The organism is Butyrivibrio sp. AE2032 (assembly GCF_000702965.1).
In genome coordinates, this window is record NZ_JNLF01000009.1 from 118,087 (window position 1) to 142,770 (window position 24,684).

The 24,684-nt window shown below is 43.2% G+C and carries 22 protein-coding genes; 20 read left to right on the forward strand and 2 right to left on the reverse strand.

All coding sequences use genetic code 11. The annotated features are described in order from the left end of the window. Positions 1-8 precede the first annotated feature (8 nt). From BO18_RS31775 to rho, 4 genes are all read left to right on the forward strand, one after another. The gene (locus tag BO18_RS31775; RefSeq protein WP_034453031.1) at positions 9-884 is read left to right on the forward strand and encodes a phosphoribosylaminoimidazolesuccinocarboxamide synthase; all 876 of its coding nucleotides are present in this window, start codon (positions 9-11) and stop codon (positions 882-884) included. Positions 885-901: 17 nt separating this feature from the next. Further along, positions 902-2,881, forward strand: coding sequence for an ABC-F family ATP-binding cassette domain-containing protein (locus tag BO18_RS31780; protein ID WP_034453032.1), 1,980 nt, complete (start codon positions 902-904; stop codon positions 2,879-2,881). 256 nt (positions 2,882-3,137) lie between these two features. Beyond that, positions 3,138-3,593: a CPBP family intramembrane glutamic endopeptidase gene (locus tag BO18_RS31785; RefSeq protein ID WP_185752658.1), complete on the forward strand. Its 456-nt coding sequence runs from the start codon at positions 3,138-3,140 to the stop codon at positions 3,591-3,593. 229 nt (positions 3,594-3,822) lie between these two features. Further along, positions 3,823-5,313, forward strand: coding sequence for a transcription termination factor Rho (gene rho, locus BO18_RS31790; RefSeq protein WP_034453034.1), 1,491 nt, complete (start codon positions 3,823-3,825; stop codon positions 5,311-5,313). 42 nt (positions 5,314-5,355) lie between these two features. On the opposite strand, the gene BO18_RS31795 is transcribed toward rho, so the two are convergent. Continuing rightward, positions 5,356-6,207 carry a PilZ domain-containing protein gene (locus BO18_RS31795; RefSeq protein ID WP_034453035.1) on the reverse strand — a complete coding sequence of 284 codons (852 nt, stop codon included), beginning with the start codon at positions 6,205-6,207 and terminating at the stop codon, positions 5,356-5,358. 78 nt (positions 6,208-6,285) lie between these two features. Between BO18_RS31795 and BO18_RS31800 the strand changes: the two genes are divergently transcribed. The 7 genes from BO18_RS31800 to BO18_RS31830 all read left to right on the forward strand — a co-directional run bounded on the left by BO18_RS31800 (position 6,286) and on the right by BO18_RS31830 (position 14,560). After that, positions 6,286-6,978, forward strand: a complete 693-nt coding sequence (locus BO18_RS31800) for a YggS family pyridoxal phosphate-dependent enzyme (RefSeq protein ID WP_034453036.1) — start codon at positions 6,286-6,288, stop codon at positions 6,976-6,978. A 105-nt stretch (positions 6,979-7,083) separates the two neighbouring features. Next, positions 7,084-7,356: a hypothetical protein gene (locus BO18_RS31805; RefSeq protein WP_034453037.1), complete on the forward strand. Its 273-nt coding sequence runs from the start codon at positions 7,084-7,086 to the stop codon at positions 7,354-7,356. Positions 7,357-7,399: 43 nt separating this feature from the next. Further along, a complete protein-coding gene (locus BO18_RS31810; RefSeq protein WP_034453038.1) occupies positions 7,400-8,554 on the forward strand; it encodes a GGDEF domain-containing protein in 1,155 nt (384 codons plus the stop codon). Between the two features lie 148 nt (positions 8,555-8,702). After that, positions 8,703-11,417, forward strand: coding sequence for a right-handed parallel beta-helix repeat-containing protein (locus tag BO18_RS31815; RefSeq protein WP_066738548.1), 2,715 nt, complete (start codon positions 8,703-8,705; stop codon positions 11,415-11,417). Positions 11,418-11,442: 25 nt separating this feature from the next. Next, positions 11,443-12,717 carry a hypothetical protein gene (locus tag BO18_RS31820; RefSeq protein ID WP_034453040.1) on the forward strand — a complete coding sequence of 425 codons (1,275 nt, stop codon included), beginning with the start codon at positions 11,443-11,445 and terminating at the stop codon, positions 12,715-12,717. Next, on the forward strand, positions 12,717-13,382 hold the full coding sequence (locus BO18_RS31825; RefSeq protein WP_034453041.1) for a DUF6320 domain-containing protein: 666 nt from the start codon (positions 12,717-12,719) through the stop codon (positions 13,380-13,382). The genes BO18_RS31820 and BO18_RS31825 overlap by 1 nt, the downstream gene beginning before the upstream one ends. Continuing rightward, a complete protein-coding gene (locus BO18_RS31830) occupies positions 13,379-14,560 on the forward strand; it encodes a pectin acetylesterase-family hydrolase (RefSeq protein ID WP_034453043.1) in 1,182 nt (393 codons plus the stop codon). Before BO18_RS31825 ends, BO18_RS31830 begins: the two co-directional genes overlap by 4 nt. A 1-nt stretch (position 14,561) precedes the next feature. Here BO18_RS31830 and BO18_RS35335 read toward each other — a convergent pair whose 3' ends face one another. Then, positions 14,562-14,732 (reverse strand): hypothetical protein, encoded by a 171-nt coding sequence (locus BO18_RS35335; RefSeq protein ID WP_185752659.1) that lies wholly within the window; start codon positions 14,730-14,732, stop codon positions 14,562-14,564. Between the two features lie 141 nt (positions 14,733-14,873). Here BO18_RS35335 and BO18_RS31835 point away from each other — a divergent pair, with 141 nt between their 5' ends. The 9 genes from BO18_RS31835 (at position 14,874) to BO18_RS31875 (ending at position 24,588) form a co-directional block, all read left to right on the forward strand. Beyond that, positions 14,874-16,010 (forward strand): hypothetical protein, encoded by a 1,137-nt coding sequence (locus BO18_RS31835; protein ID WP_185752660.1) that lies wholly within the window; start codon positions 14,874-14,876, stop codon positions 16,008-16,010. 73 nt (positions 16,011-16,083) lie between these two features. Then, positions 16,084-16,986: an alpha/beta hydrolase gene (locus BO18_RS31840; RefSeq protein WP_034453147.1), complete on the forward strand. Its 903-nt coding sequence runs from the start codon at positions 16,084-16,086 to the stop codon at positions 16,984-16,986. A gap of 35 nt (positions 16,987-17,021) precedes the next feature. Further along, positions 17,022-18,002, forward strand: a complete 981-nt coding sequence (locus tag BO18_RS31845) for a DUF3048 domain-containing protein (protein ID WP_034453046.1) — start codon at positions 17,022-17,024, stop codon at positions 18,000-18,002. Positions 18,003-18,409: 407 nt separating this feature from the next. Further along, on the forward strand, positions 18,410-18,991 hold the full coding sequence (locus tag BO18_RS31850; protein WP_034453048.1) for a glycerol-3-phosphate responsive antiterminator: 582 nt from the start codon (positions 18,410-18,412) through the stop codon (positions 18,989-18,991). Positions 18,992-19,056: 65 nt separating this feature from the next. Next, entirely contained in the window at positions 19,057-20,559 is a 1,503-nt protein-coding gene (glpK, locus tag BO18_RS31855; protein ID WP_034453050.1) for a glycerol kinase GlpK, read from the forward strand. A gap of 60 nt (positions 20,560-20,619) precedes the next feature. Then, positions 20,620-21,336 (forward strand): MIP/aquaporin family protein, encoded by a 717-nt coding sequence (locus BO18_RS31860; RefSeq protein ID WP_034453051.1) that lies wholly within the window; start codon positions 20,620-20,622, stop codon positions 21,334-21,336. 165 nt (positions 21,337-21,501) lie between these two features. Then, positions 21,502-22,950 (forward strand): NAD(P)/FAD-dependent oxidoreductase, encoded by a 1,449-nt coding sequence (locus tag BO18_RS31865; RefSeq protein ID WP_034453149.1) that lies wholly within the window; start codon positions 21,502-21,504, stop codon positions 22,948-22,950. Further along, the gene (locus tag BO18_RS31870) at positions 22,947-24,215 is read left to right on the forward strand and encodes an NAD(P)/FAD-dependent oxidoreductase (RefSeq protein WP_034453053.1); all 1,269 of its coding nucleotides are present in this window, start codon (positions 22,947-22,949) and stop codon (positions 24,213-24,215) included. Before BO18_RS31865 ends, BO18_RS31870 begins: the two co-directional genes overlap by 4 nt. 7 nt (positions 24,216-24,222) lie before the next feature. Beyond that, positions 24,223-24,588: a DUF1667 domain-containing protein gene (locus tag BO18_RS31875; RefSeq protein ID WP_034453055.1), complete on the forward strand. Its 366-nt coding sequence runs from the start codon at positions 24,223-24,225 to the stop codon at positions 24,586-24,588. The last annotated feature ends 96 nt before the right edge of the window (positions 24,589-24,684 follow it).

Below are 24,684 nucleotides of genomic sequence, written 5' to 3' on the forward strand. Positions count from 1 at the left end.
GAGCTAAAATGCAGCAGTACAGTCCAGTAAAGTCAGGAAAAGTTCGTGAGATCTACGATATCGGTGAGAACCTTATCATGGTGGCAACCGACAGAATTTCAGCTTTTGACGTAATCCTTAAGAACAAGGTTACCAAGAAGGGTGCAGTTCTTACCCAGATGTCAAAGTTCTGGTTTGATCTTACAAAGGATATCGTGGATAACCACATGGTAAGCGTTGATACAGCTGATATGCCTGAGTTTTTCAGAACACCGGAGTTTACAGGAAACAGTATGCTCTGCAAGAAGCTCACCATGATCCCTGTTGAATGCATCGTTAGGGGATATATTACAGGAAGTGGCTGGGCAAGCTACAAGGAAAATGGCACAGTTTGCGGAATCAAGCTCCCTGAGGGACTTCGCGAGTGCGATAAGCTCCCTGAACCCATCTACACACCAAGCACCAAGGCAGAGATCGGCGACCACGACGAGAACATCGATTTCGACAGAAGCGTTGAAGTTCTTGAAAAAGAATTCCCTGGAAAGGGCCGTGAATATGCTGAGAAGATCAGAGACTATACAATAGCTCTTTACAAGAAGTGTGCTGACTATGCACTTACAAAGGGAATCATCATCGCAGACACCAAGTTTGAGTTTGGTATAAACGAAAAGGGCGAGGTTGTTATCGGAGATGAGATGCTCACTCCCGATTCATCACGTTTCTGGCCTGTTGAAGGTTATGAACCCGGACATGGACAGCCTTCCTTTGATAAGCAGTTTGTAAGAGATTACTTAAAGGCTAATCCTGAGTGCGATTACAACCTTCCACAGGATGTTATCGACAAGACGATCGAGAAGTACCTGGAGTGCTACAGACTTCTCACAGGAAAAGAGCTGTCAGTTTAATGAAGGACTGAACTATTATGCTTTTAAATGTACATGGAATAAATAAGAGTTTTGATGGAAAGGACATCCTTAGGGATGCCTCTTTTCATGTGGAAAATAATGAGAAGGTGGCCATTGTCGGAATTAACGGAGCCGGCAAGACCACCCTTTTAAAAATCATAGTTGGAGAGCTTTCTCCTGATGACGGAGATGTTACCTTCTCCAAGGATAAAACCTGGGGATATCTGGCTCAGAACCAGAATATTGATTCAGATAACACCATCTACGAGGAGCTCAAAGAGGTTAAAAGATATGTCATCGACCTTGAGGAGAATATCCGCAGGGCTGAAGATGACATGAAGCATCTGCAGGGAGATGAACTGGAGAGCCTTCTTAACAGATATACTCAGATGAATGACGAGTTCCAGAGGCTTCAGGGCTACGCCTGGCAGAGCGAAGTTACCGGAGTTGCCAAGGGCCTTGGATTTACTGAAGGAGAGCTTTCTAAAAAGATAAGCACCCTTTCAGGCGGACAGAAGACAAGAGTGGCTTTAAGTAAGCTTCTTTTGCAGAGCCCTGATCTCATTATCCTGGACGAGCCTACAAACCATCTGGATCTTGGTGCTATCAGATGGCTTGAGAATTACCTTTTGAATTACAAAGGGGCAGTAGTTATCGTGTCCCATGACAGATATTTCCTTGATAAGATCGCAGACAAGGTTGTGGAGGTGGAAAACTGCAAGGTATCTACCTTCATGGGCAACTACAGTGCCTATGCGGTCAAGAAGGAACAGAAAAGAGCTGCCCAGTGGAATGCCTATATCAAACAGCAGGCAGAGATCAAGCATCAGGAAGAGGTTATAGCAAAGCTCAAATCCTTTAACAGGGAGAAGTCCATAAAAAGAGCTGAGAGCCGTGAGAAGATGCTGGACAAGATAGAGGTTTTGGATAAGCCTGTTGATGTCAATGACAGCATGAAGATTACCTTAAAGCCTAACTGTGAGAGCGCCAATGATGTGCTTACAGTAGAAGGTCTGTCCAAGTCCTTTGGCAATGAAAAACTTTTTGAGGGATTGGACTTCGAGATCAAGAAGGGTGAGCATGTGGCAATAATCGGTGACAACGGAACCGGCAAGACCACTCTTCTTAAGATAATCAATCAGGCTGAGAGAATGGATGCAGGTAAGATCACTCTGGGAGTCAAGGTAAACATTGGTTACTACGACCAGGAACACCATGTTCTTCATGATGACAAGACTCTTTTCCAGGAGATATCTGATGCCTATCCAACCCTGAATAATACAGAGATACGTAACACACTGGCAGCATTTCTTTTTACCGGTGAGGATGTGTTTAAGAGGATAGGAGACCTTTCAGGCGGAGAGAAGGGCAGAGTTTCACTGGCTAAGCTTATGCTTTCCGAGGCTAACTTCCTTATCCTGGATGAGCCTACAAACCATCTGGATATTACCAGCAAAGAAATCCTTGAGTCTGCTATTTCCGGCTATGAGGGAACGGTTCTCTACGTCAGCCACGACAGATATTTTATTAACAAGACCGCTACAAGGATCCTTGATCTGACCCACAATCAGCTGGTGAACTATATTGGCAACTACGATTATTATCTTGAACATGTAGACGATAAAATGGCAAGACTCTTTGGAGAGGGGACTCAGATGTCCTCAGCTGCAGGAAATGTTTCATCTTTAAGTGCGAGGATCGATGCTGCAAAGGCTGCTCCAACTAATGCATCTGAGAAAGAGAGCTCAGGAGCTGATGACTGGAAGGCCCAAAAGGAGGCTCAGGCCAAGAGACGTAAGCAGGAGGCTGCTCTTAAGAAGTGCGAGGATGAGATCGCTAAATTGGAAGCCAGGGATGCAGAGATAACTGAGGCTCTTTCAGATTCTTCTATTGGAACGGACCTTGCTAAGCTTCGGAAACTTTCAGATGAGCAGACCGAGATACATGATAGACTGGCTATTCTGTACGATGAGTGGGAAACTTTGTCGGAAGAATGAGGCCTTATAGCATTGACCGCGGTGATCAGTGATTATATAATATAGAGTGCTACATTAGCGTAACAAAGAGGAGTCGGCTTTGAATCGTTTATATATACCATTTGTGTGGGAACTGCTTTTTATTTTAGCTACAATTCATTACCCGAAACAGACGTTGATGCTCTTTTTTGTCTTTTATCTTGGGATTCTGTATTACTTTTACTTTTTTTACAAGCAGTTTTCATTTAGAAAATTATATAAGAACTTCAAAAAGGTTGTGGCTTTCTGGATTCCTGTCGTACTAACGTTTTTTGGTCTTTACCTGGCGGATTTTATTAAGACCAATGTGATCCCCAGTCTGTTTCCTCTTGTGAAGGATGGAACAGTACAGATCATTTACCACAATGAACTTTTTCCTACATTCATTTATGCCATAATGATGATCATCATAAAGCCTGTGGCTGAGGAGCTTTTCTTCAGGAAGGCCATCATCAGGTTTGGAAGCAAGAAGAAGGTACTGGCCTTTACGGTAATGAGTCTTGTGCTTTGTGCCCTTTCCCGTGCCCATGGACTTTTGGGAATAGCAGAGTGGATCTTAATGGCACTGCCTGTTACCATCGCTTATGTGGCTACCAGGAATATTTATATTTCAGTTCTGGCCCATGTTATATTTGAGTTCTATGACAATATTTATTCAGTTGTTTATACATTTGCAAGGATCTTCAACAGATGATCCTTGCATTTTTTATGATTTTTTTTAAAATTAACTGTTGCATTTTTTTTCGGGATGATGTATCTTGCTTATGTGTGATTAGTGTAATACACGTCGTGCTATATCAATTATAGGTCTTATGAACAAGGCATTTTTAGATGCAGTCGTTTATTGAATCCCTTAGAAGATAGTTAAAGACAATGATGTGGTTTTTTTATAAGGAGCGCAAAGGCGCAGAAATGGAGTAAATTTGAGAGAAAGATACGAAACACTTAAGCTGAACGACCTTAGAGACATTGCGAAGAAGCGCGGCATTAAAGGCGCATCAGGAATGAAGAAGTCTGAGATCATCGACCTTATGTGTGAGATGGACGAGAAGGAAAATGCTCAGAGACAGGCTCAGGATACAGTAGAGGAAAAGCCTAAGGAGAAGGCCTCTGAAAAGAAAGAATCTGCAGGTGAAAACAGATCCCGTAAAAGAAGGATTGTTGTGACCGGTGGAATGAATAAGCTGATGGAGGAGTCATCTTCAAACGCAGCACCGGCTCCAAGCAAGGAACAGGCTCCAAAGGCAGCTCAGCCAGCTAAGGAAGAGGCAGAACCTCAGGATATGGCAGATGGCGACAGCGCCGGCGGAATCCTTGAGGTAATGCAGGATGGATACGGCTTTATCAGATGCGAGAATTACCTTCCCGGTGAAAATGATGTATATGTAGCTCCCGGTCTTATCAGAAAGTACAACCTTAAGACAGGAGATATCCTTACAGGAATCTGCAGAGCAAAGAAGGAAACAGATAAATTCGCAGCTCTTTCAGTTCTTAATACAGTAAACGGCTACAAGCCTGAGGTTGCCATGGGAAGATGGGATTTCGACAAGATGACCCCAATATTCCCTAACAAGAAGATTAGACTTGAGCAGCCCGGATGCTCTGTTGCTATGAGGATCATGGATCTTATAAGCCCTATCGGTAAAGGACAGAGAGGTATGATCGTTTCTCCTCCTAAGGCCGGTAAGACAACACTTCTTAAGGAGGTTGCAAAGTCAATCCTTAAGAACAGCGCAGATATCCATCTTATCATTCTTCTTATTGATGAGAGACCTGAGGAAGTAACAGATATCAAGGAAGAGGTAGAGGGACCTAACGCAGAGGTTATTTACTCAACCTTCGATGAGCTTCCTGAGCATCACAAGAGAGTTGCCGAGATGGTAATGGAAAGAGCAAAAAGACTCGTTGAGCATGGCAAGGATGTTGTTATCCTTCTGGATTCCATCACAAGACTTACCCGTGCCTACAACATTGTAGTTCCTCCTTCAGGAAGAACACTTTCCGGTGGTCTTGATCCTGCAGCTCTTCACATGCCAAAGAGATTCTTTGGTGCAGCCAGAAACATGAGAGAGGGCGGAAGCCTTACAATCCTGGCTACAGCCCTTATAGAGACAGGTTCCAAGATGGATGATGTTATCTACGAGGAATTCAAGGGAACAGGTAACATGGAAATGGTGCTTGACAGAAAGCTCCAGGAAAAGAGAATCTTCCCTGCTATCAATATTCCTAAGTCCAGCACCAGAAGAGAAGATCTTCTTCTTTCAGGCGAAGAGCTGGCAGCAATCAATAGCCTTAGAAAGGGCTTTAACGGCATGAAGGCTGACGATGCGGTAGATCAGTGCATTAACCTGTTCTCCAAGACCAGAAATAATGTTGAATTCGTAAGAATGGTAGAGAAGCAGATCCGCTTCTGATAGATAATAAAAGCCGTCCCTGGTGTTGGGGCGGCTTTTTACTTAGATATCTTTGAGGTCCAGCAGGTTGGCTATGTCTTTGGCCTGCTGGGCCATTTTTTCTTCTTTTCTTTGTTCTCTCAAGGTCTTTGGGTTGTTTCCACTCGTTTCTTTGGCAGGAATAGTAATGGAAGAGGGCCTTTCCGGTACTGCTGCTGCAATATCCTCCTCGACCTCAAGCACCTGCTGATCCTGAGAAATTTCCGGATTAAGATCTGTCTCAGGCACATTATCAAGGTTCGCAAGCTCTTTCTTCATGGAAACCAGAAGTGTTATAAGGTCAACATTAATATTGGATATGGTGCAGCCGACAGCTTTTTTATCCTGTACCTTAAAGAATCTGACAGCAACAGTAGACAGTTCATAGTTGTGGAGCATGGCTCCATATCTGAACATTACGTCTATATGGTCTCCGATATTGATCTTGGTGTTGTCATCTATAATAAGGGAAATGCCTCTCATGGAAACGTCGTAAACGATGCAGTTCTTAAGATCAAGGCTGTTACCATTGATAGACATAAGACCAAGCTTCTCAATATGGAACCTTTCGGCCTTTCTCTCGTTCTCAGGCTCAAGCATTGAGGCACTTTTGATCAGGTGGAAATTACCGTAACGGGTCTTTACGGGAGTGATGGTGGTTGATACAAATTTGTAGACTCTTCCGTCGCGTTTATTGCGGATCTCACAATTTGAGGGCTCTAAGATCTCCATATACTTTCCGAAGTATTCCATGGGCCTTACAAGCAGACCTCCGGACACACCAAAAATAGCCGAGGTCAAAAGGACAACGCTGTGTCCGTTAATTACGGCATGTATCTTAATTGCGGAACCATTTGCAACTTCACTGATAAGCATAGGCTTTTACCCCCGTTGCACAACCCTATGATTATGATATACTACACATGAAAAAAAATCTAGCATGGGAGATGGGTTATGATCAAAGAAAACTTGGAACTTGTAGAGAAGAATATACAGGAAGCCTGCAAAAAAGCCGGCAGAGATAGAAGCGAAGTAACTCTTATTGCAGTAAGTAAAACAAAGCCCGTTAGCGATATCAGACAGGCCATGGACTGCGGAATTACTGTATTTGGAGAAAATAAGGTCCAGGAGATCAAGGATAAGACAGAGGAGATCAAGGAACCCTTATCCTGGCATATGATAGGTCATCTTCAGGCTAACAAGGTTAAGTATCTTCCCGGCAGAGTCTGCATGATCCATTCTGTGGACAACAAAAAGCTGGCAGATGAGATAGAGAAGCAGTTTTCAAAGACTGATGAGAAGATAGATGTACTTATTGAGGTTAATATGGCTCATGAGGACAGTAAGTTTGGCTTATCCCCGGATGATGCCCCAGAATTTGTCAAAGAGATAAGCACTCTTCCTCATCTCAATATCAGAGGCCTTATGACCATTGCTCCTTACACGGAGGATCCTGAGAGTAACAGGGTTTATTTCAAGGGGTTAAAAGAGCTGATGAACAGCATTAACGCCATGAAGATCCCGGGAGTTAATATGGATACACTTTCAATGGGAATGACAGGAGATTACCAGGTCGCAATTGAGGAAGGAGCTACCTTTGTAAGAGTAGGAACAGGAATTTTCGGAGAAAGAAACTACAACATCTGAACCTTTTATTAAATAAATATAAACGAATTTACACTCAAAAAGCCAGATAGTATAATAAATTTGTATACTGTTTGGCTTTTATATTGCCTAAAAAGGAAGTGCTTTATGCTGAAAACAGTACCACTAAATAAAAACTTGACGCTTGATCAGATCAATCACCTCATAGATACAGGCCATGTTTTTGTCACGCCTTTTGGACTGAACAGAACCTGTTACATTGTGGTTAATCACAAGCCTTTTATGGTCATTGCAACGGATATTTCTATCAGGGGAGTACAGCTTTCCGGGTCCTGGTACACCTGGGAGGAAGTAGAAGCCATGGGAGGAGTCTACGATTCTGAATTTGAGGCATTAAAAGCTATTGCAAGCGGTGCGTGATAAGGGTAAAATTATTCTCACGTAGAATTTGGAGGCTATTGGTTTGGGGTATGTATTTTATTATTGCCAGGCGTATTTCTTTTGCATTCTGCTCCTGGCTGTTATTCTTTTTAAAATCGTAAAGAGTGTAAATAAGCAGGCTTCTCAGATTTATCTGGGAAATATGATAATCATTCTTATGTTCTATTATGCCGCTGAGATTTTTTGGGGAATGGTGGACGGAGGCTTGTTTGGGCAGTCGGTTTCACTGATCTATCTGGCAAATACCTGTACTTATGTTTTAATAAGCTTTTCTGCATATTACTGGTTTGTGGTCTCTGAGGTAATACAAAGAGACATGTTCATTGAACAGATGAGAAACCGGCTTCTTTTGGCTATTCCTGTAGTTATTGCAGCTTTTCTCTGCATTTCTGCCAACTGGACAGGACTGGTATTTTATGTCGATGAGAGTGGCACTCTTGTAAACGGAAGGTTTTATGTTCTTCTCATAATAGTTCCCTTTGGTTACATGATCGCGGCTTCAATAAAGGCTTTTTCAAGATACTTCAACAAGGACAGATATGCTGAAAGAGGTATCTATCTCATGATCGCTATTTTCCCTGCAGCGCCTATTTTGCTTGGTATTTTACAGGCTATTTACTGGAGAATACCTTTCCTTTGCTATGGCGGAGTACTGGCGGTCTTTTATGTTTACACCACAACCATTGATAATCTGATCTCCATTGATCCTTTGACTCAGACCAACAACAGGAATCAGATGTACAGATATCTTATTCAGAAGATGAAGAATGAAGAGCCGGGAATGAGTCTATTCCTCCTGATGGTTGATGTGGACAGAATGCGCAATATCAATGAAGCCTACGGACATTCCGAGGGCGACAGGGCACTTGTCAGAGTTTCCACTGCAATTAAAGAAGCCTGCCAGGGTGGCCCCAGAAGCAGGATGTTTGTTTCAAGATATGGCGGCGATGAATTTGTTATAGTTGCTGAGATGGCCTATAAGGCAGAAGCCACATGGCTTGCAGATCAGATCAGAAATAATATCAGAAGAGCAACTGAGAATGATGCTGCTCCCTACGATGTAACTGTCAGCATTGGAATCGCTCAGTACGACTACCAGGCACCGGTATCTATTCAGGCATTCATAGCAAGAGCAGATTCAGATCTTTACCAGAATAAGAAACTGGCTATGGGTTAAAACATAGAACTTACAAGGCTTATAATGACACCTGTAAGAATAAAGCCTGCCAGAATCGCGATTGCATATATGAATTTCATTCTTGCCATAAAACTACTCCTCCCAAAACGTGGTATACTATAGTATAACAGATTGGAGGGGGAAAAGTATGCAGATTTATGTGTCAGGTAACGTTCTTCGAAGTGGCGACGGTTCAGTTGAGCATCCTTTTAAGACAATACAGGAAGCTGCTCTTATAGCACAGGCAGGCGATACCGTGTTGGTGGCTCCCGGTATATACAGAGAATGGGTAAAACCTGTAAATTCAGGCACAGAGTCTGACAGAATTAAATATGTCAGCACTTCAAGAGGCGAAGCAGTTATTACGGGCGCAGAGCGCCTTAGTGGCTGGGAAGCCTTTGAAAATGTTTGGCGCATTCGAATTCCAAACAGCTTCTTTGGGGATTACAATCCCTATACGGATGAGGTCCATGGTGACTGGTTCTGGACATCCGATAAAAATCCACACACAGGAGATATATATTTAGACGGCAGGTCAATGTACGAGGTATTTGACCTTTCTCTTTGCATGCATCCACAAAAGGACAGAAGGTCCTGGGATGCAGATTTTTCCCAGTATGTATGGTACACTGCCCAGGAGGACGGTAGTACTGTGATCTATGCCAATTTCCAGGGTAAGGACCCCAATGAGGAGAATGTGGAATTCTCTGTCAGAAAGGCATGCTTCTATCCTGAAAAGACAGGGCTGAACTATATCACCTTATGCGGATTTACAGTAAGATGCGCTGCAACGCAGTGGGCACCACCAACAGCTCTTCAGGAGGGAATGATAGGACCTCACTGGGCTAAGGGATGGATCATTGAAGACTGTGACATCTATGAATCAAAGTGCTGTGGTATTTCCCTTGGAAAGTATTACCAGAAGGGTAACAACAATAAATGGTCCACAAACTATGTGAAGATTGGATCCCAGACTGAGCGTGATGCTATCTGCCAGGCTGTAAATGAAGGCTGGGATAAAGAAACTGTTGGCTCCCATATTGTAAGACGCTGCGATATCCATGACTGCGGACAGACAGGAATTGTAGGGCATCTTGGAGGCGCTTTCTCCATCATAGAGGATAATCATATCCATAACATTAACAACAAGCATAATCTGGCGGGAGCAGAGATCGGTGGAATCAAGCTTCATGCTGCCATTGATGCAATAATTAGGCGCAACCACATTGACCACTGTACAAGAGGTCTTTGGCTTGACTGGCAGGCTCAGGGCACCAGGGTAAGCCAGAACCTGTTTCATGATAATGTTCCTCCGGAGGGAACTGTAATTGAAGACGGACTGTCCCTTGGTGAGGATATCTTTATTGAGGTTTCCCATGGCCCTACACTGATAGACCATAACCTCTTGCTTTCAGATATTGCCTGCAGACTCAGCACTCAGGGCCTTGCCTTTGTGCACAATCTGATAGCTGGTTCATTTACTTATGTTGGATTAGGAACAGATGACGGAACAAAAAAGTTCCCTACACAGAGGTTTACACCATACCATGTTCCTCATTCCACGAAGATTGCCGGATTTATGACCATACTTCACGGAGATGCAAGATTCTACAATAACATCTTTGTTCAAAAGAAAGTTAGACAGGATCTTCTGGATTTCTGTGTATCTCAAAACTCCGATACCATGGACATGAATAACTTCATCTGTGGTACCTGTGTATATAATCACTTCCCGACACCTTCAGAGTATTTCTCAAGGTTTAAAAAGGGCGCAATAAAAGAGGCTGGATCTACAGATATGTACTATGATCATCTGCCTGTTTACACCGGCGGAAATGCCTTCTATAACGGAGCGAGAGCCAGCGACTATGAAGTGGCTGCTCACGTGGATCAGGATCACAAGATCAGTCTTTACCTTGATGAGGAGGACGGAAGATATACTCTTCACACCAATCTCTATGAGTATCTTCCGAGAAACTTTACACTTCCTGTAAACACTGAGTCTTTGGGAGTTGCCTTTGAGCCTGAACAGAGATTTGAAAATCCTGATGGCAGCGCCATTATGTTTGATACAGATTACTTTGGGAGGAAGCGCGGAAGATATCCGGTTGCAGGACCTTTTGAGGAGTGTAATACAGACAGATTTACAGTCCAGACTCCTGGCTTTGGAAGCTACAGGATCCGTCACGATGAAAGTCCTCGCCTTGAAGGAAAGGAAGAAGCAAAAAAAGACGCTGAGGCAAAGGAAGAGGAATCTTTCTTTGAAGAAATGGATCCTTCTAAGGAATTTGAGACAAATTATGACCATGAAGCCAAGGAGCCGAACTTCACCATGAAGGAAGACGTTCCTGAGCCGGAGGATATCGTTTCAGAAGTGAATGCCAATATTCTTCTGACAGGGTGCGAGAGCGCCGGTATCTCTTTTCCGTTTGAAGGAAGCCTGTTCCAGGTTAGAGATATGTTCGTAAAGGGGAACGAAGTGTGGCTGTACGATGGCGTCAATGACAAGGTTGTAGAACTGGACTGCGAGTATGGAATTTACCATACGCTTAAGAAGTGGTCCATTGGGGCGCTTCAATCTATAGATGTATCTGATGATCCCAACTGTGAGGGCTTTGTTCGCACAGCAGGAACACTTTTGTGTATCCTTAATAAGAGCATGGCTCACGACCCGGCTGATACCTGTGCTACCATACAGGAGAAGGTCAACTCAGGAATAGAGCATAAGGGCATCAAGATGCGCTTTACCACTAAATACCTTAAGTTCATTCGCAACAAGAAATTCATTTCTCTTGAGGATGTTATTTACAGGATGAGCAAAGGCAACATGGATATAGTCACAGAGAGACTTGAAAAACTCTGATACTAAACTAAGGATATAGGAACTGATGGAAAAAAGAGCTAACTGGTACGAGCTGGACAATGCTGCCAAGATCGTACCGTCGACTGCAAAAGGCGCAAATACAAGAGTATTCAGGATTACCTGCGAGCTGAAGGAAGACGTCAACAAGGAGATTCTTCAAAGGGCACTGGATGAGACCATTGAGGAGTATCCCTTCTTTAACTGTGTCCTTCACAGGGGAATTTTCTGGTACTATTTGGAGGATAGCGACCTAAAAGCTGTGGTGGAGGAGGAACATTCACCTGCCTGTATGCCACTGTACATAAAGGGAAAAAAGGCGCTTCTTTACAGGGTAAATTATTTCAAAAAGAGGATAAATCTTGAGATGTTCCACGTGCTGGCTGATGGCACGGGAGCCTTCATGTTCTTTAAGAACCTCATCACAAGGTATCTGCAGATCAGATACAACTTAAGTGAAGATATTAAGCCTTCTGATGACTTTTCCCTTGAGGAGAAGAATGTCGATGCTTTCACAGATAATTACAGCAAGCAAAAGGGCTTAAAACAGCTCAATGAAATGAGATCTGTAAAGGCTTATCAGGTAAGCGGAGAGCTGGATGATAATCTTTTACCTCATCTTCTTGAGGGTACTGTGTCTGCTTCTAAATTCCTGGAACTGGCCCACAAGTATAACACTACAGTTGGGGTGCTTTGTGTTGCTTTGTACATCAAGGCGGTAATACAGGGAATGAACCGTCATCAGAGAAAGAAGCATGTGGTGGTCAGTGTTCCTGTTAATCTTCGCCAGTTTTATAAGAGCGGAACTGCCAGGAATTTCTTTGGTGTTATCAATATTGATTATGATCCTGCAAAATATACCGGAGAGATTAACAGCATAACAGATCAGGTTGCTGCGGACTTTAAGGAAAAGCTTGCTCCGGAGAATATTGAAAAGACAATGAACTCATACTCGGCTTTGGAGCACAATCTGGCTATTAAGATGGTGCCACTGCCCATCAAAGACTTCACTATAGGCAGATTTGACAGTGCAGCTAAGAGGGGAGTTACAACCTCAATGTCGAACCTTGGCCTTATCAAGATGCCAAAAGAGGTAGAGGACTACATAGACAGGTTCTGCGCCTTTATGACAGCGTCTTCTCAGCAGGTGTGCGTATGCACCTTTAAGGACAAGATGGTATTCGGAGAAGTTTCACCCTATAAGACCCACAAGACCATGCTAAATTTCTTCAGGTGCCTTACTGAAGAGGGACTGGAGATTGAGCTTGGTACTAATGACTACGATTTATACGAGGATAAGTGATGCAATACTGTAAGAAATGTAATGTTAAGATTCGAGGAAGAAAAGAGTGCTGCCCACTTTGCCAGGGGCTTTTATACGAGACTGAAGGGGATGAGAATCCTTCTTTCCCTGTACTTGGGAAGAGAAAGATCACATCAATAACCTTTTTGAAGGTTTGCACCTTTTTGTTCATAGCTTCTGAGATCGTTTTTGGGACAATCAATATCATGACCAAAGGGGAATTTTCTTTTATCGGCCCTGTTATGCTGGGAATTCTGGTGGTCTGGATCGATATCATTGCCACAATGTACCTTCGAAACAATCTGATAAAGGTCATAACCTTTGAGGTTTTGGTTGCCATAGTTGTGGATTACTACATCGATAAGATGACCAATTTCCACGGCTGGAGCATCCGCTGGATGATACCCATGACCCTTATTGGCCTGGCTATCGTGACTATTGTTACTGCGCTGATACTTAGACTGCGTCTTGATGAATATATTCTGTACATTGTATTTGATTTTGTGATGGTGCTTCTTCAGATCATCTTTATCAGAAATGGGGAGAATACCTTCCCATGGCCGGCAGTGTGCAGCATTATGTTCTACATGATACTTATAGCTGCTCTTGTGATATTCAGGTTCCGTGATCTTAAAAATGCCTCGGAGAAGATGTTTAATCTATGAATCTTAAGAATAAGCTGAACAAGAACAACTTAAAAAGAGGTATTGTTTTCGCATCCAAGGCCGGAGACTTTGTTGAGAATTCCATCGGCAAAGCAATTGAGAACAGGCTTATGGCGCCGGACCTTCCAAAGGAGCCTGAGAAAATGGTATGGTACAAGGTTCCATTGGATAGGGGACTTTCGGGGGATGGTTCTGAATACTATATCTATGTTAAGCTGGCTGATCCTGAGAAGCTCTGCGTATTCCTTTCCGGGGGCGGAGTTGCCTGGAATGAGTACACAGCTGCCAGACCTGTTACAGGGGGAAAGGTTGCAGCCGGCCAGCCTAATTTCTATTGGAATAATCTAAGACCCTTCACCCAGATCATGAACATAAATGTTGGCATCACTGATATCTCCGGCGACAAGAATCCGTTTAAGGATTGGAGCTTTGTGGTCATAACCTATGCCACAGGAGATTTTCATATAGGATGCAATGATTATCCCTATAAGACTGAGGATGGCAACACAGAGGTGCTTCATTTCCATGGCTATGTTAATTTTCTTGAGAGTATGAAGGTGGCAAAAGCTCTTTTCCCTAATCCTGATACTCTGCTTATAGCAGGAAATTCAGCAGGAGCTTTTGCTGTGCCTGCCCTGGCAGGAGAGATAGTGGACAACTACTATCCAAAGGCAAGAAATGTGACACTTCTTTCAGACAGCGGACTACTTCTGTATAAGGGCTGGAGAAAGACTGCAAAGCACATCTGGATGGCAAAGGAGAGTTTCTATAAGCCTATTCATTCGGACAATATTACTTTGGACTGGTATAGGGATCTTTATGACAGATATGGAAGCAGATTCAGATATCTTTATTCAAGCTCTGTAAGAGATTATCTCCTCAGTGCATATCACAATGATATCGTAAATAAGAAATATGCGTCAGATTCTGATGTACAGGAGGAATATTTCCTGCTGAATAAGAAGATGGTGCAGGAGTTAAAAGAAATAACGCCGTATTTCGGCATCTTTTTGAATGAGTGGAAAATACCGCTTATGACCAGCGGTGGAACAGTACATACCAGCGTTCGTGAACCCCATTTTACGTTGTTTACGCAAAATGGGATATCAATGGCCCAGTGGCTATCGGACGCGGTAGAAGGCAAGGTCTATGATGTCGGATTAGACCTTATTGATTAGTTCAATCTAAAAAGCACTGCTCAATGAGCGCTTCATATTCATCACGTAGTTCTTCAGGTATATCGTATTCATCGAGCGCTTCAGCTACTGACCAGTGCTCGTTGATCATTGAACGAAGAATGTTGCGGATTACACTAAGATCCAGTGCCTCAAGACATGCAACGTTAGCCATACTTTTTTCCCTCCTCATTTTGTAACACAAAACACTTTTTAACTACAATATATTGTATTATATAATTTATTATATACAAGTATTGACATTTCACTTCCTGTCACTTTTGTACAATATGCACAGAAACCTGGGGGAACTTTCATGCATATAACTACAATAACTTTGATCATTTCAATACTAAGCCTTGTGATGAGCTTCTTTATGGTGGGCTTTTTGCCGTCATTAGTGTCGTTTATTATGGGCTTAGTTCTTTTTTTCAAGGAAGAAGAGAAGTCTATCGAGACTGTCAGGATAATTGCCATTGGTACAGCGGGACTTGCCCTTCCCATTGTTATGTATCTCAATACCTTTGGCTTTGGACTTCCTGTAAAAGGTGACATGTACGCCAGTTCTTTTCAGCAGATCCTTTCCACCAACTATTCCAATTTCGGTATTCATGTTTTTGATCCTAAGACCACTGTTAGTCAGGAAACTGAACTTGCAGCCACGGAGCCCGACAACTTGCCTGAACAGGAGGATGATCAGACCTATTTTGTGCAAAATGACATAAAGGTCGATAAAGAGGAAGAAGAACAGAAAGATAATGACACAAATGTCGTAGAAAATAATGGCATTTTTGAAAGTTTGGACAGTATAGACCCCAAGGAGAAGAACAAGGGAGGGATTGTTAGCATAGCACCTTCTGATGATGACATGCCTTCCTATGGAGGACTACCTGTTGGAACTATTCTTGTGGCTCAGTACTTCAGAGAAGATGATCACAACTGTAATCCAGTTCTGGTTCTTCAAAATAAGACCGGTGATCTTTGCAGGTTTGAGTGCAGATTTATTGCAAGGGATAAAGAGGGAGAGGAACTGGCTGTTTCTGACAAGACCGTAGAAGTAGTCAGGGACGGCTCTGTATTTGTTTTCGAGGGAAGATTTGATAAAAGAGACTTAGGAGGCAAGATACCTGATGCCTATGAATTTCTCATAACCAAGAGAACTCCCTATGAAACTGATATGGCCAAATATATTTCTGTTCATACTGCAGTTGAAGGCAGTTCAGCACTACTTACTGCAGAGAATAAATCCGACAAGAAGGTTAAGGTTGATGCCTACGTTCTTTTCTTTGATGGAAAAGAGCTTGTTGACTGTATGTGGATGATCCCACAAAACATCGATGAAGTGTGCCTTGATCCCGGAAGCGCTGCAACCATCCAGGGCGATGCCTACTATAGATTCGACAGGGTTGAAACCTTTTATACCGCCTATGAGGCTGTTGGCGAGAATGGATAAAAATATGTGGTATAATGATAGTGCTGCGCGTTGAACCTTGGAATGAAAGGAAACAGAGGCATTGAATAAAGCCATGAAGATAGTTCTTATTATATTGTTGATACTGGTCATCCTGTTCTTTGCATTTTCTCTTTTTATGGCAGGATTTGTCATGACGGGACAAAGGCAGACTCTGGATGAGGCCTTTGAGTGGCAGTCTGAACACTATGATACTTCTTTTTATGAGGGGCTTGATAAGATTGATTATACTGTACCAGGATACGAGGGGTATGAGCTTCACGTTCAACTGTTAACAGATCCAAAGGCGGCTCAAAAGAGCAGTAAGTATATCATTATTTCCCACGGATATACTGACAACAGAATGGGATCGCTTAAATATGTTCCCATGTACATGGATCTTGGATTTAACTGCATTATCTATGACCTTCGTGGCCATGGCCTTAATGAAAAGACCTTTACCAGCTATGGAGTTTTAGAGAGCCAGGACCTTCTGTGCCTTATAGAGGACACAAGAGAAAGGTATCCTGATCTTACTTATCTTGGGCTTCACGGTGAATCACTGGGAGCAGCAACTACCCTTACATGCCTTAAAGAAAAACCCGCTGTGGACTTTGTGGTTGCAGACTGTGGCTTTTCGGATATAGAAAATGTCCTAAGGAATGGCTATAAGAGCGCAGGTGTTCCAACATTTCTTTTTGAGATTGCTGACTTTGGCGCAGTAATGAGATTCCATTATTCACTTAGGGATATGAGGCCAATAGACAGCCTTGATGACAATACTATACCTATCTTGTTTATACATGGGGCAGAAGACAATCTGATCATTCCTAAGAATTCTGAGGATATGGCAGAGCGCACAAAGGGGGTAAAAGAGATACACCTTATTCCAAAGGCAGGACATGCGGAATCTATTCTTACAGATCCGGAAACTTACCATAAATATGTGGAGGGATTCCTTCAGGGTTTGCAGAATTGATCATAGAAATATCTTATTTATGAGGGAGAGAAAGAATGAAGTTAAAAAGAGTATTGGCTTTAGCAACAAGTATACTGACATTTGCGAGTTTGCCTGTTTCTTCACTGGCAGCCACATCTGAGCTGACAGGACTGGAGATCAGCGATGCCATCGCAAACCAGAGACCTGTGGCCATTATGGTGGACAACGAGAAAAAGGCTCTTGCGCACTACGGCACAGGAGAGGCGGACATTGTCTACGAGATGATGAACAGCACAGCCAACGGCCGTGTCACAAGACTTATGTGTATTTATAAGGACTGGACCAATCTGGGACAGACAGGAAGCATCAGAAGTACAAGAACTACTAATGTAATGCTTTCGGGAGAATACAACGCAGTTCTGGTTCATGACGGTGGACCATTCTATATTAAATCTTATCTGGCACAGCCCTATGCCTCCAACTTAAGCGGAGGATTTACAAGGGTTAAAAATGGTAAGCCTACCGAGTTTACAGAGTATGCTTTTGGTCAGGAGATGGTAAGCAGATTTGCAAAGGCCGGTTATCCAACCACCTATACAGCTGCTCCCGGAAATCATTTCCAGTTTGCAGGTGGAGATACAGAGCTTGCCAGCGATCTTGTGGCAAATAATGTTGAGCTTGGAAACATCTTCCTTCACAACAAGAGCAGACTTGCCTATAATCCTGAAAGCAGAACCTATGATTATTATGAGTATGGTTCATTACACACAGATGCTGAAGATGGTCAGCCTTTGACATTTAAGAACGTTATCTTGCAGAATGTTTCTTTTAACCAGCTGGACAAGAACGGCTATCTGACTTATAACGTTGTTGGATCAGGATCAGGGTACTACATTACAAATGGTAAGGCTATTCCTATTACCTGGAAAAAAGATTCTGAAGCAGGAGTTACTCATTATTACAAGGCGGACGGTGGAGAGCTTGCTGTTAACAGAGGAAAGACTTACATTGGGCTTTGCCCTTCTGACAGCTGGGGAAATCTTCAGTTGAACTGAATTGGCTATATTAATGCGCATGGACGAGTTTTTTGTCTATGCGCATTTTGCTGTGTTGGAAACTTTAATGCTTTAAAGGGTTTGTGCAAAAATTACACTTTTTGTATCAGTTTCACACAAAAAGTGTACAATATATTTGTTAATAAGTACAAAAAATAAAAAAAGTATAAACAAACCTATTGCATTTTGCACAAAGGCGCGATATGATTATTTTGTCGAAAAGAACTGACCGACAGTCGTTAAATTAAGTTGATTTAAGTTTGTAGGAAAAGGTTTTTGACGGACATGATGAAAGCGACACCCTGGTATTACAAAACTGAAGAAGAGCCTTGAGAAAAGAGTAAGGGTATAGATGAGGGGGAACCTCATTTTACTTTGCCTGCTCTTTTTTTATTTGACAAAATAGAATGAAAAATCGTGAATTTATTGACAGAATTGAGATGAATCCTATCATAGCTGCCGTGAAGGATGATGAAGGTTTAAGGACAGCACTTACAGAAGACGTCGAGATAATTTTTGTATTATACGGAGATATATGTTCGATTCCGGGCATTGTTGAAAAGATCAAGAAAGCCGGGAAGGTGGCCATGGTCCATGTGGATCTGATCACCGGACTTAACAATTCAAAAGAGGTCTGTCTTGACTTTATCAAGAACAATACAAAGGCAGATGGCATCATCACTACAAAGAGCAATCTGATATCCCATGCCAAGGAGCTTGAACTGAATACAGTTCTCAGATACTTCATACTGGATAGCATGGCACTTCAGAATATTGAGAAGCAGGCGAGAATGCCCGGGGTAAGACCTGACATAATAGAGTTTCTTCCGGGTATAGTTCTTCCTAAGATGATCAAGAGAATCAACAAGGTCAGCAGAGTTCCAATAATAGCCGGGGGGTTAATTGCTGACAAGGAAGATGTTATGAATGCCCTTGAGGCAGGAGCACTTGCTATTTCCACCACCAATCCTGATGTTTGGGGATTGTAAAAAAGAACATTAAAGCGAAGGGGCTTTAATAATATTTCTTTCACAAGAAAAAGGAGGGTATTGTAATGGCAAAATACGTAATGGCACTGGATGCTGGTACCACAAGTAACAGATGTATCCTTTTCAACGAAAAGGGTGAGATGTGTTCTGTTGCACAGAAGGAATTCACACAGTATTATCCAAAGCCCGGTTGGGTTGAGCATGATGCTAATGAAATCTGGCAGACACAGCTTTCAGTTGCTCGTGAGGCTATGAACAAAGTTGGGGCTACACATGAGGACATAGCTGCAATCGGTATCACAAACCAGCGTGAGACAACAATCGTTTGGGAGAGAGCTACAGGTAAGCCTGTATATCACGCAATCGTATGGCAGTGCCGTAGAACAGCTGACATGAAGCAGGAACTTATGGACAAGTATCCTGGAATCGACAATGCAGCTTACAACAAGACTGGTCTTGTATTTGACCCATATTTCTCAGGAACAAAGCTTCGTTGGATCCTTAACAACGTAGAGGGTGTTCGTGAGAGAGCAGAGAAGGGTGAGCTTTGCTTCGGTACAGTTGATTCATGGCTTATCTTCAAGCTTACAAAGGGTAAGGTACACGCTACTGATTACTCAAATGCTTCAAGAACAATGATGTTCAACATCAACACAGTCGATTGGGATGAGGAGCTTTGCAAGCAGCTTGAAGTACCTATGAGCATGCTTCCTAAGGCACTTCCTTCAAGCTCAACAGAGTTTGGCGAGTCTGATCCTGAGTTCTTCGGCGGCCCTATCAAGATCGCAGGTGTTGCTGGTGACCAGCAGGCAGCTCTTTTTGGCCAGACATGCTTCGAGTCAGGTATGGCTAAGAACACATACGGAACAGGTTGCTTCATGCTTATGAACATCGGCACAAAGCCTCAGTTCCCTAACAACGGACTTCTTACAACTATCGCTTGGGGTCTTGATGGAAAAGTTGAGTACGCTCTCGAGGGTTCAATCTTCGTAGCAGGCGCAGCTATCCAGTGGCTTCGTGATGAGGTTAAGCTCGTTGATACAGCACCAGATTCTGAGTACTTCGCAACTCAGGTTGAGGATACAAACGGATGCTACGTAGTTCCTGCATTTACAGGACTTGGTGCTCCTTATTGGGATCCTTACGCACGTGGAGCTATCACAGGTCTTACACGTGGTGTTAACAAGAAACACATTATCCGTGCTACTCTTGAGTCTCTTGCACTTCAGACTAACGATGTTCTTGGTGCTATGGAAGAGGGTTCAGGAATCAAGCTTGCAGCTCTTAAGGTTGACGGTGGTGCATGTAAGAATAACTTCCTTATGCAGTTCCAGTCAGATATCATCAACGCTCCTGTACATCGTCCTGTATGCGTTGAGACAACAGCTATGGGTGCTTCTTACCTTGCAGGTCTTGCTGTTGGATTCTGGAAGAGCAAAGAAGACGTTATCAAGAACTGGGCTATCGACAAGGAGTTCAAGCCTGAGATGACAGAAGAGGCTCGTGCTACAAAGCTTAAAGGCTGGAAGCAGGCTGTAAATGCAACTCTTGGTTGGGCTAAAGAGTAATTCATATTTAATTAGTGAGGAAAAAAATTATTATATATTACTCAAAGGGGGTAAAAATTCATGAGTGTTTATGTAGGCGAGTTTATCGGAACAATGTTACTGGTACTCCTTGGTGATGGCGTTTGCTGTAACGTTTCACTTGAGAAGTCAGGCTTTAAGGGTGGCGGAGCAGTTCACATCCTTATCGGTTGGGGAATGGCAGTTATGGTTCCTGCATTTGCAATGAGTAACTTCACTGGATGCCCTTCAGCATTCAACCCTGCAGTTACGATCGGTCTTGCAATCAGAACAGGTGACTGGAGCACAGTTGTTGGCCAGATCATTGCTCAGATGCTCGGTGGTTTTGTAGGCGCAGCTATCCTTATGGTTCTCTACGGAGATCACATTAAGGCTACAGCAAACGACGACGTTGTTCGCGGATGCTTCTGCACAGCACCTTCAATTCCTAACCAGGTTCTTAACTTCCTGTCAGAGTTCGTAGCTACATTCGTTCTTGTATTCACACTGGCTCTGATCCCTGCTGGAAACGACCGTGTTGTATGGCCACTTGTTTACGGCGTAATCGTTGCATGCGGTGCTTCCTTCGGTGGACTTACAGGATACGCTATGAACGCTGCAAGAGATACAGCTCCTCGTCTTGCTTACCTTTGCCTTGCTCCTAACTTCGGCAAGAAGAATGGTAACTGGTCATACGGCTGGATCCCTGCTGTAGCACCTATCTGTGGTGGGGTTGTTGCTTCTCTGCTTTACAACGCACTTACAGGATTCATGGGCTAATAAAATAAGATTTGTGCTTGCACTAAATCTAAAATGTAGTATCATGGATTTAACTGGATAATGAACTGGAGGCGAGAGTAAGCACAAAGCTGTGGGGAACACAGTTTGCTTTCTCTCGCCTTTTTTCATAGCAGAGCATTTTTAATAAAAAAGGAGATTATTATGTTGTACGATGTGATCGTAATCGGTGCTGGTGTCACCGGTTCTGCAGTCGCAAGAGAGCTTTCCCGTTATGAAGCTAATGTTTGCGTTCTGGAGAAATGCGAAGATGTTTGTGAAGGAACATCTAAAGCTAATTCAGCAATCGTTCATGCCGGATTTGACGCAGCTGAAGGCTCACTTATGGCTAAGCTCAATGTCAGAGGCAATGAGATGATGGACGATCTTGCAAGGGATCTTGATATTCCTTTCAAGAGAAATGGATCAATGGTTGTTTGTATTCACAAGGAAGCCCTTGATGGACTTAAGGACCTCTATAACAGAGGTATAGCTAACGGTGTTAAGGACCTGAAGATCCTTAGCAGAGAGGAAGCTCTTGAGATGGAGCCAAATCTCTCAGATAAGTGTGAGGGAGCACTTTGGGCTCCAACAGGTGGAATCATCTGTCCGTTTGAACTTAATATCGCTATGGCTGAGAATGCCAACATGAATGGCGTAGACTTCCGTTTCAACACGGAAGTAGAGGATATTAAAAAAGGCGAGGACGGCAACTGGCACCTTCGCACTAACAACGGTGAGTACGTAACAAGATACGTTGTTAACGCTGCAGGTGTTTATGCTGATAAGATACATAATATGGTAAGTGCAGATAAGATGCACATTATCGAACGTAGAGGTGATTACTGCCTGCTTGATAAGACAGTTGGCGGACATGTAAAGCACACAATCTTCCCACAGCCTACAAAGCTTGGTAAGGGTGTTCTTGTTTCTCCAACAGTTCATGGTAACCTCATTGTAGGACCTACAGCTGTAGATCTTGAGAACAAGGAAGGAAACAACACAACAGCAGCAGGAATCGATGATCTTATTGCTAAGGCAGGCGATCACGTTCGCAACCTTCCAATCAGAAATGTTATCACTTCCTTTGCAGGACTTCGTGCTCATGAGGAGCACCACGAGTTCATCATCAAGGAAGTTGACGATGCTAAGAACTTCATCGACTGCGCAGGAATCGAGTCTCCTGGACTTACTTCATCACCTGCTATCGGAGAGATGGTTGGTAACATGATGAAAGAGATGATGGGACTTAAGGAGAAGGCTAACTGGATCGCAACACGTAAGGGTGTTAAGAAGACAGAAGGTCTCTCAGTTGAAGAGAGAAATGCTCTCATCAAAGAGAATCCTGCTTATGGAACAATCATCTGCAGATGTGAGTCCATTACTGAGGGAGAGATCCTTGATGCTATTCACAGACCTCTTGGAGCAAGATCCCTTGATGGCGTAAAGCGCAGAACAAGAGCTGGTATGGGAAGATGTCAGGCTGGTTTCTGCTCGCCAAGAACTATGGAGATCCTTCACCGCGAACTGGGTATTCCATATGAGAAGATCACAAAGAGCGGCGGAAAGAGCAACATCGTTCTTGAGAGAACAAAAGGGGAGGTAAGCGGGTCATGAAGACATATGATATCGTAATAGTAGGCGGCGGCCCTGCTGGCCTTGCAGCAGCTGTAGCTGCAAAAGAAGCTGGAAATGACAGCATTTTGATCCTTGAAAGAGATCATGAGCTTGGTGGAATTCTTAACCAGTGTATCCACAATGGTTTTGGACTTCATACATTCAAAGAGGAGCTTACAGGTCCTGAGTACGCTTATCGTTTCATTAAGCAGGTTCTTGACCTTGGAATCGAGTATAAGCTCAACACTATGGTTATGGATATTGCAGCTGATAAGACTGTAACAGCCATGAACAGAGAAGATGGAATGTTCCAGATTCCTGCTAAGGCAGTTATCCTGGCTATGGGATGCAGAGAAAGGCCTCGTGGAGCCCTGAATATCCCTGGATATCGTCCTGCAGGTATCTTCTCAGCAGGAACAGCTCAGAGACTTGTAAATATCGAAGGATATATGCCAGGTCGTGAGGTTGTAATCCTTGGTTCCGGTGATATTGGACTTATCATGGCTCGTAGAATGACTCTTGAAGGCGCTAAGGTTAAGGTTGTAGCAGAGCTTATGCCTTACTCAGGCGGACTTAAGAGAAACATTGTTCAATGTCTTGATGATTACGGAATTCCTCTTAAGCTGTCACACACTGTTGTTGACATCGAGGGCAAGGAGCATGTTACAGCTGTTACAATCGCAGAGGTTGGTCCGGACAGAAAGCCTGTTCCCGGAACAGAAGAGAGATATACCTGTGATACACTTCTTCTTTCCTGCGGACTTATCCCAGAGAACGAGCTTTCAAGATCAGCCGGCGTTACAATGAACCCTATCACATCAGGTCCTGTTGTAAACGAATCTCTTGAGACCAATATCCCAGGTGTATTTGCCTGCGGTAACGTTCTTCACGTACATGATCTTGTTGACTATGTATCTGAGGAAGCTAAGAGAGCCGGACAGAATGCTGTTAAGTACATTGCTGATGGCTGCAAGAATGCTGATAACGACAACGTTATTGAGCTTTGCGCTACAGAGGGTGCAAGATATACAGTTCCTAGCACAATCAACAAGGACAGAATGGAAGATCTTCTTACTGTAAGATTCAGAGTTGGTGATGTTTACAAGAACTCCTTCGTAAGTGTTTACTTCGATGATGAGAGAGTAATGCACAATGAGAAGAGAATCCTTGCTCCCGGTGAAATGGAGCAGATCATTCTTCAGAAGAAGAAACTCGATGAGTATCCAAATCTTAAGAAGATAACTGTAAAGATAGAAAAGGAGTGACAAGCTGATGGAAACTAGAGAATTAACATGTATCGGATGTCCCATGGGATGCCTTCTTACAGTTACTTTAGATGGTGGTGAGGTTACTGAGGTTAAGGGTAACACCTGTGCCAAGGGTGACATCTATGCAAGAAAAGAAGTTGTAAATCCTACAAGAATCGTTACCAGCACTGTTAAGATCACTGGTGGTGACAAGGAGAGAATCTCCGTTAAGACAGCTAATGATATTCCAAAGAGCAAGATCTTTGAGGTTATGAAGGATATCGATGCTGCTACAGTTCCAGCACCTGCTAAGATTGGTGACGTTCTTATTAAGGATGTTGCAGGAACAGGCGTAGACGTTATCGCTACAAGAAACGTAGAAGCTGTCTGAAGCAACAAAACTACATAAAGATGTTGCAAAGTAAATAATATGAGTTTAGAATACAAGGTGTACTAGTTCAGCTAGTACACCTTGTTTGCGTTTAAC

Excerpts from the sequence above, each read along its gene's own strand:
- BO18_RS31840 (WP_034453147.1), top strand. The coding sequence starts at position 16,084 with ATGAAGATAGTTCTTATTATATTGTTGATACTGGTCATCCTGTTCTTT.
- BO18_RS31805 (WP_034453037.1), top strand. The coding sequence starts at position 7,084 with ATGCTGAAAACAGTACCACTAAATAAAAACTTGACGCTTGATCAGATC.
- BO18_RS31780 (WP_034453032.1), top strand. The coding sequence starts at position 902 with ATGCTTTTAAATGTACATGGAATAAATAAGAGTTTTGATGGAAAGGAC.
- BO18_RS31775 (WP_034453031.1), top strand. The coding sequence starts at position 9 with ATGCAGCAGTACAGTCCAGTAAAGTCAGGAAAAGTTCGTGAGATCTAC.
- BO18_RS31850 (WP_034453048.1), top strand. The coding sequence starts at position 18,410 with ATGAAAAATCGTGAATTTATTGACAGAATTGAGATGAATCCTATCATA.
- BO18_RS35335 (WP_185752659.1), bottom strand. The coding sequence starts at position 14,732 with ATGGCTAACGTTGCATGTCTTGAGGCACTGGATCTTAGTGTAATCCGC.
- BO18_RS31875 (WP_034453055.1), top strand. The coding sequence starts at position 24,223 with ATGGAAACTAGAGAATTAACATGTATCGGATGTCCCATGGGATGCCTT.
- BO18_RS31860 (WP_034453051.1), top strand. The coding sequence starts at position 20,620 with ATGAGTGTTTATGTAGGCGAGTTTATCGGAACAATGTTACTGGTACTC.
- BO18_RS31820 (WP_034453040.1), top strand. The coding sequence starts at position 11,443 with ATGGAAAAAAGAGCTAACTGGTACGAGCTGGACAATGCTGCCAAGATC.
- BO18_RS31845 (WP_034453046.1), top strand. The coding sequence starts at position 17,022 with ATGAAGTTAAAAAGAGTATTGGCTTTAGCAACAAGTATACTGACATTT.
- BO18_RS31835 (WP_185752660.1), top strand. The coding sequence starts at position 14,874 with ATGCATATAACTACAATAACTTTGATCATTTCAATACTAAGCCTTGTG.
- BO18_RS31795 (WP_034453035.1), bottom strand. The coding sequence starts at position 6,207 with ATGCTTATCAGTGAAGTTGCAAATGGTTCCGCAATTAAGATACATGCC.
- BO18_RS31870 (WP_034453053.1), top strand. The coding sequence starts at position 22,947 with ATGAAGACATATGATATCGTAATAGTAGGCGGCGGCCCTGCTGGCCTT.
- BO18_RS31830 (WP_034453043.1), top strand. The coding sequence starts at position 13,379 with ATGAATCTTAAGAATAAGCTGAACAAGAACAACTTAAAAAGAGGTATT.
- glpK (WP_034453050.1), top strand. The coding sequence starts at position 19,057 with ATGGCAAAATACGTAATGGCACTGGATGCTGGTACCACAAGTAACAGA.
- BO18_RS31815 (WP_066738548.1), top strand. The coding sequence starts at position 8,703 with ATGCAGATTTATGTGTCAGGTAACGTTCTTCGAAGTGGCGACGGTTCA.
- BO18_RS31800 (WP_034453036.1), top strand. The coding sequence starts at position 6,286 with ATGATCAAAGAAAACTTGGAACTTGTAGAGAAGAATATACAGGAAGCC.
- BO18_RS31825 (WP_034453041.1), top strand. The coding sequence starts at position 12,717 with ATGCAATACTGTAAGAAATGTAATGTTAAGATTCGAGGAAGAAAAGAG.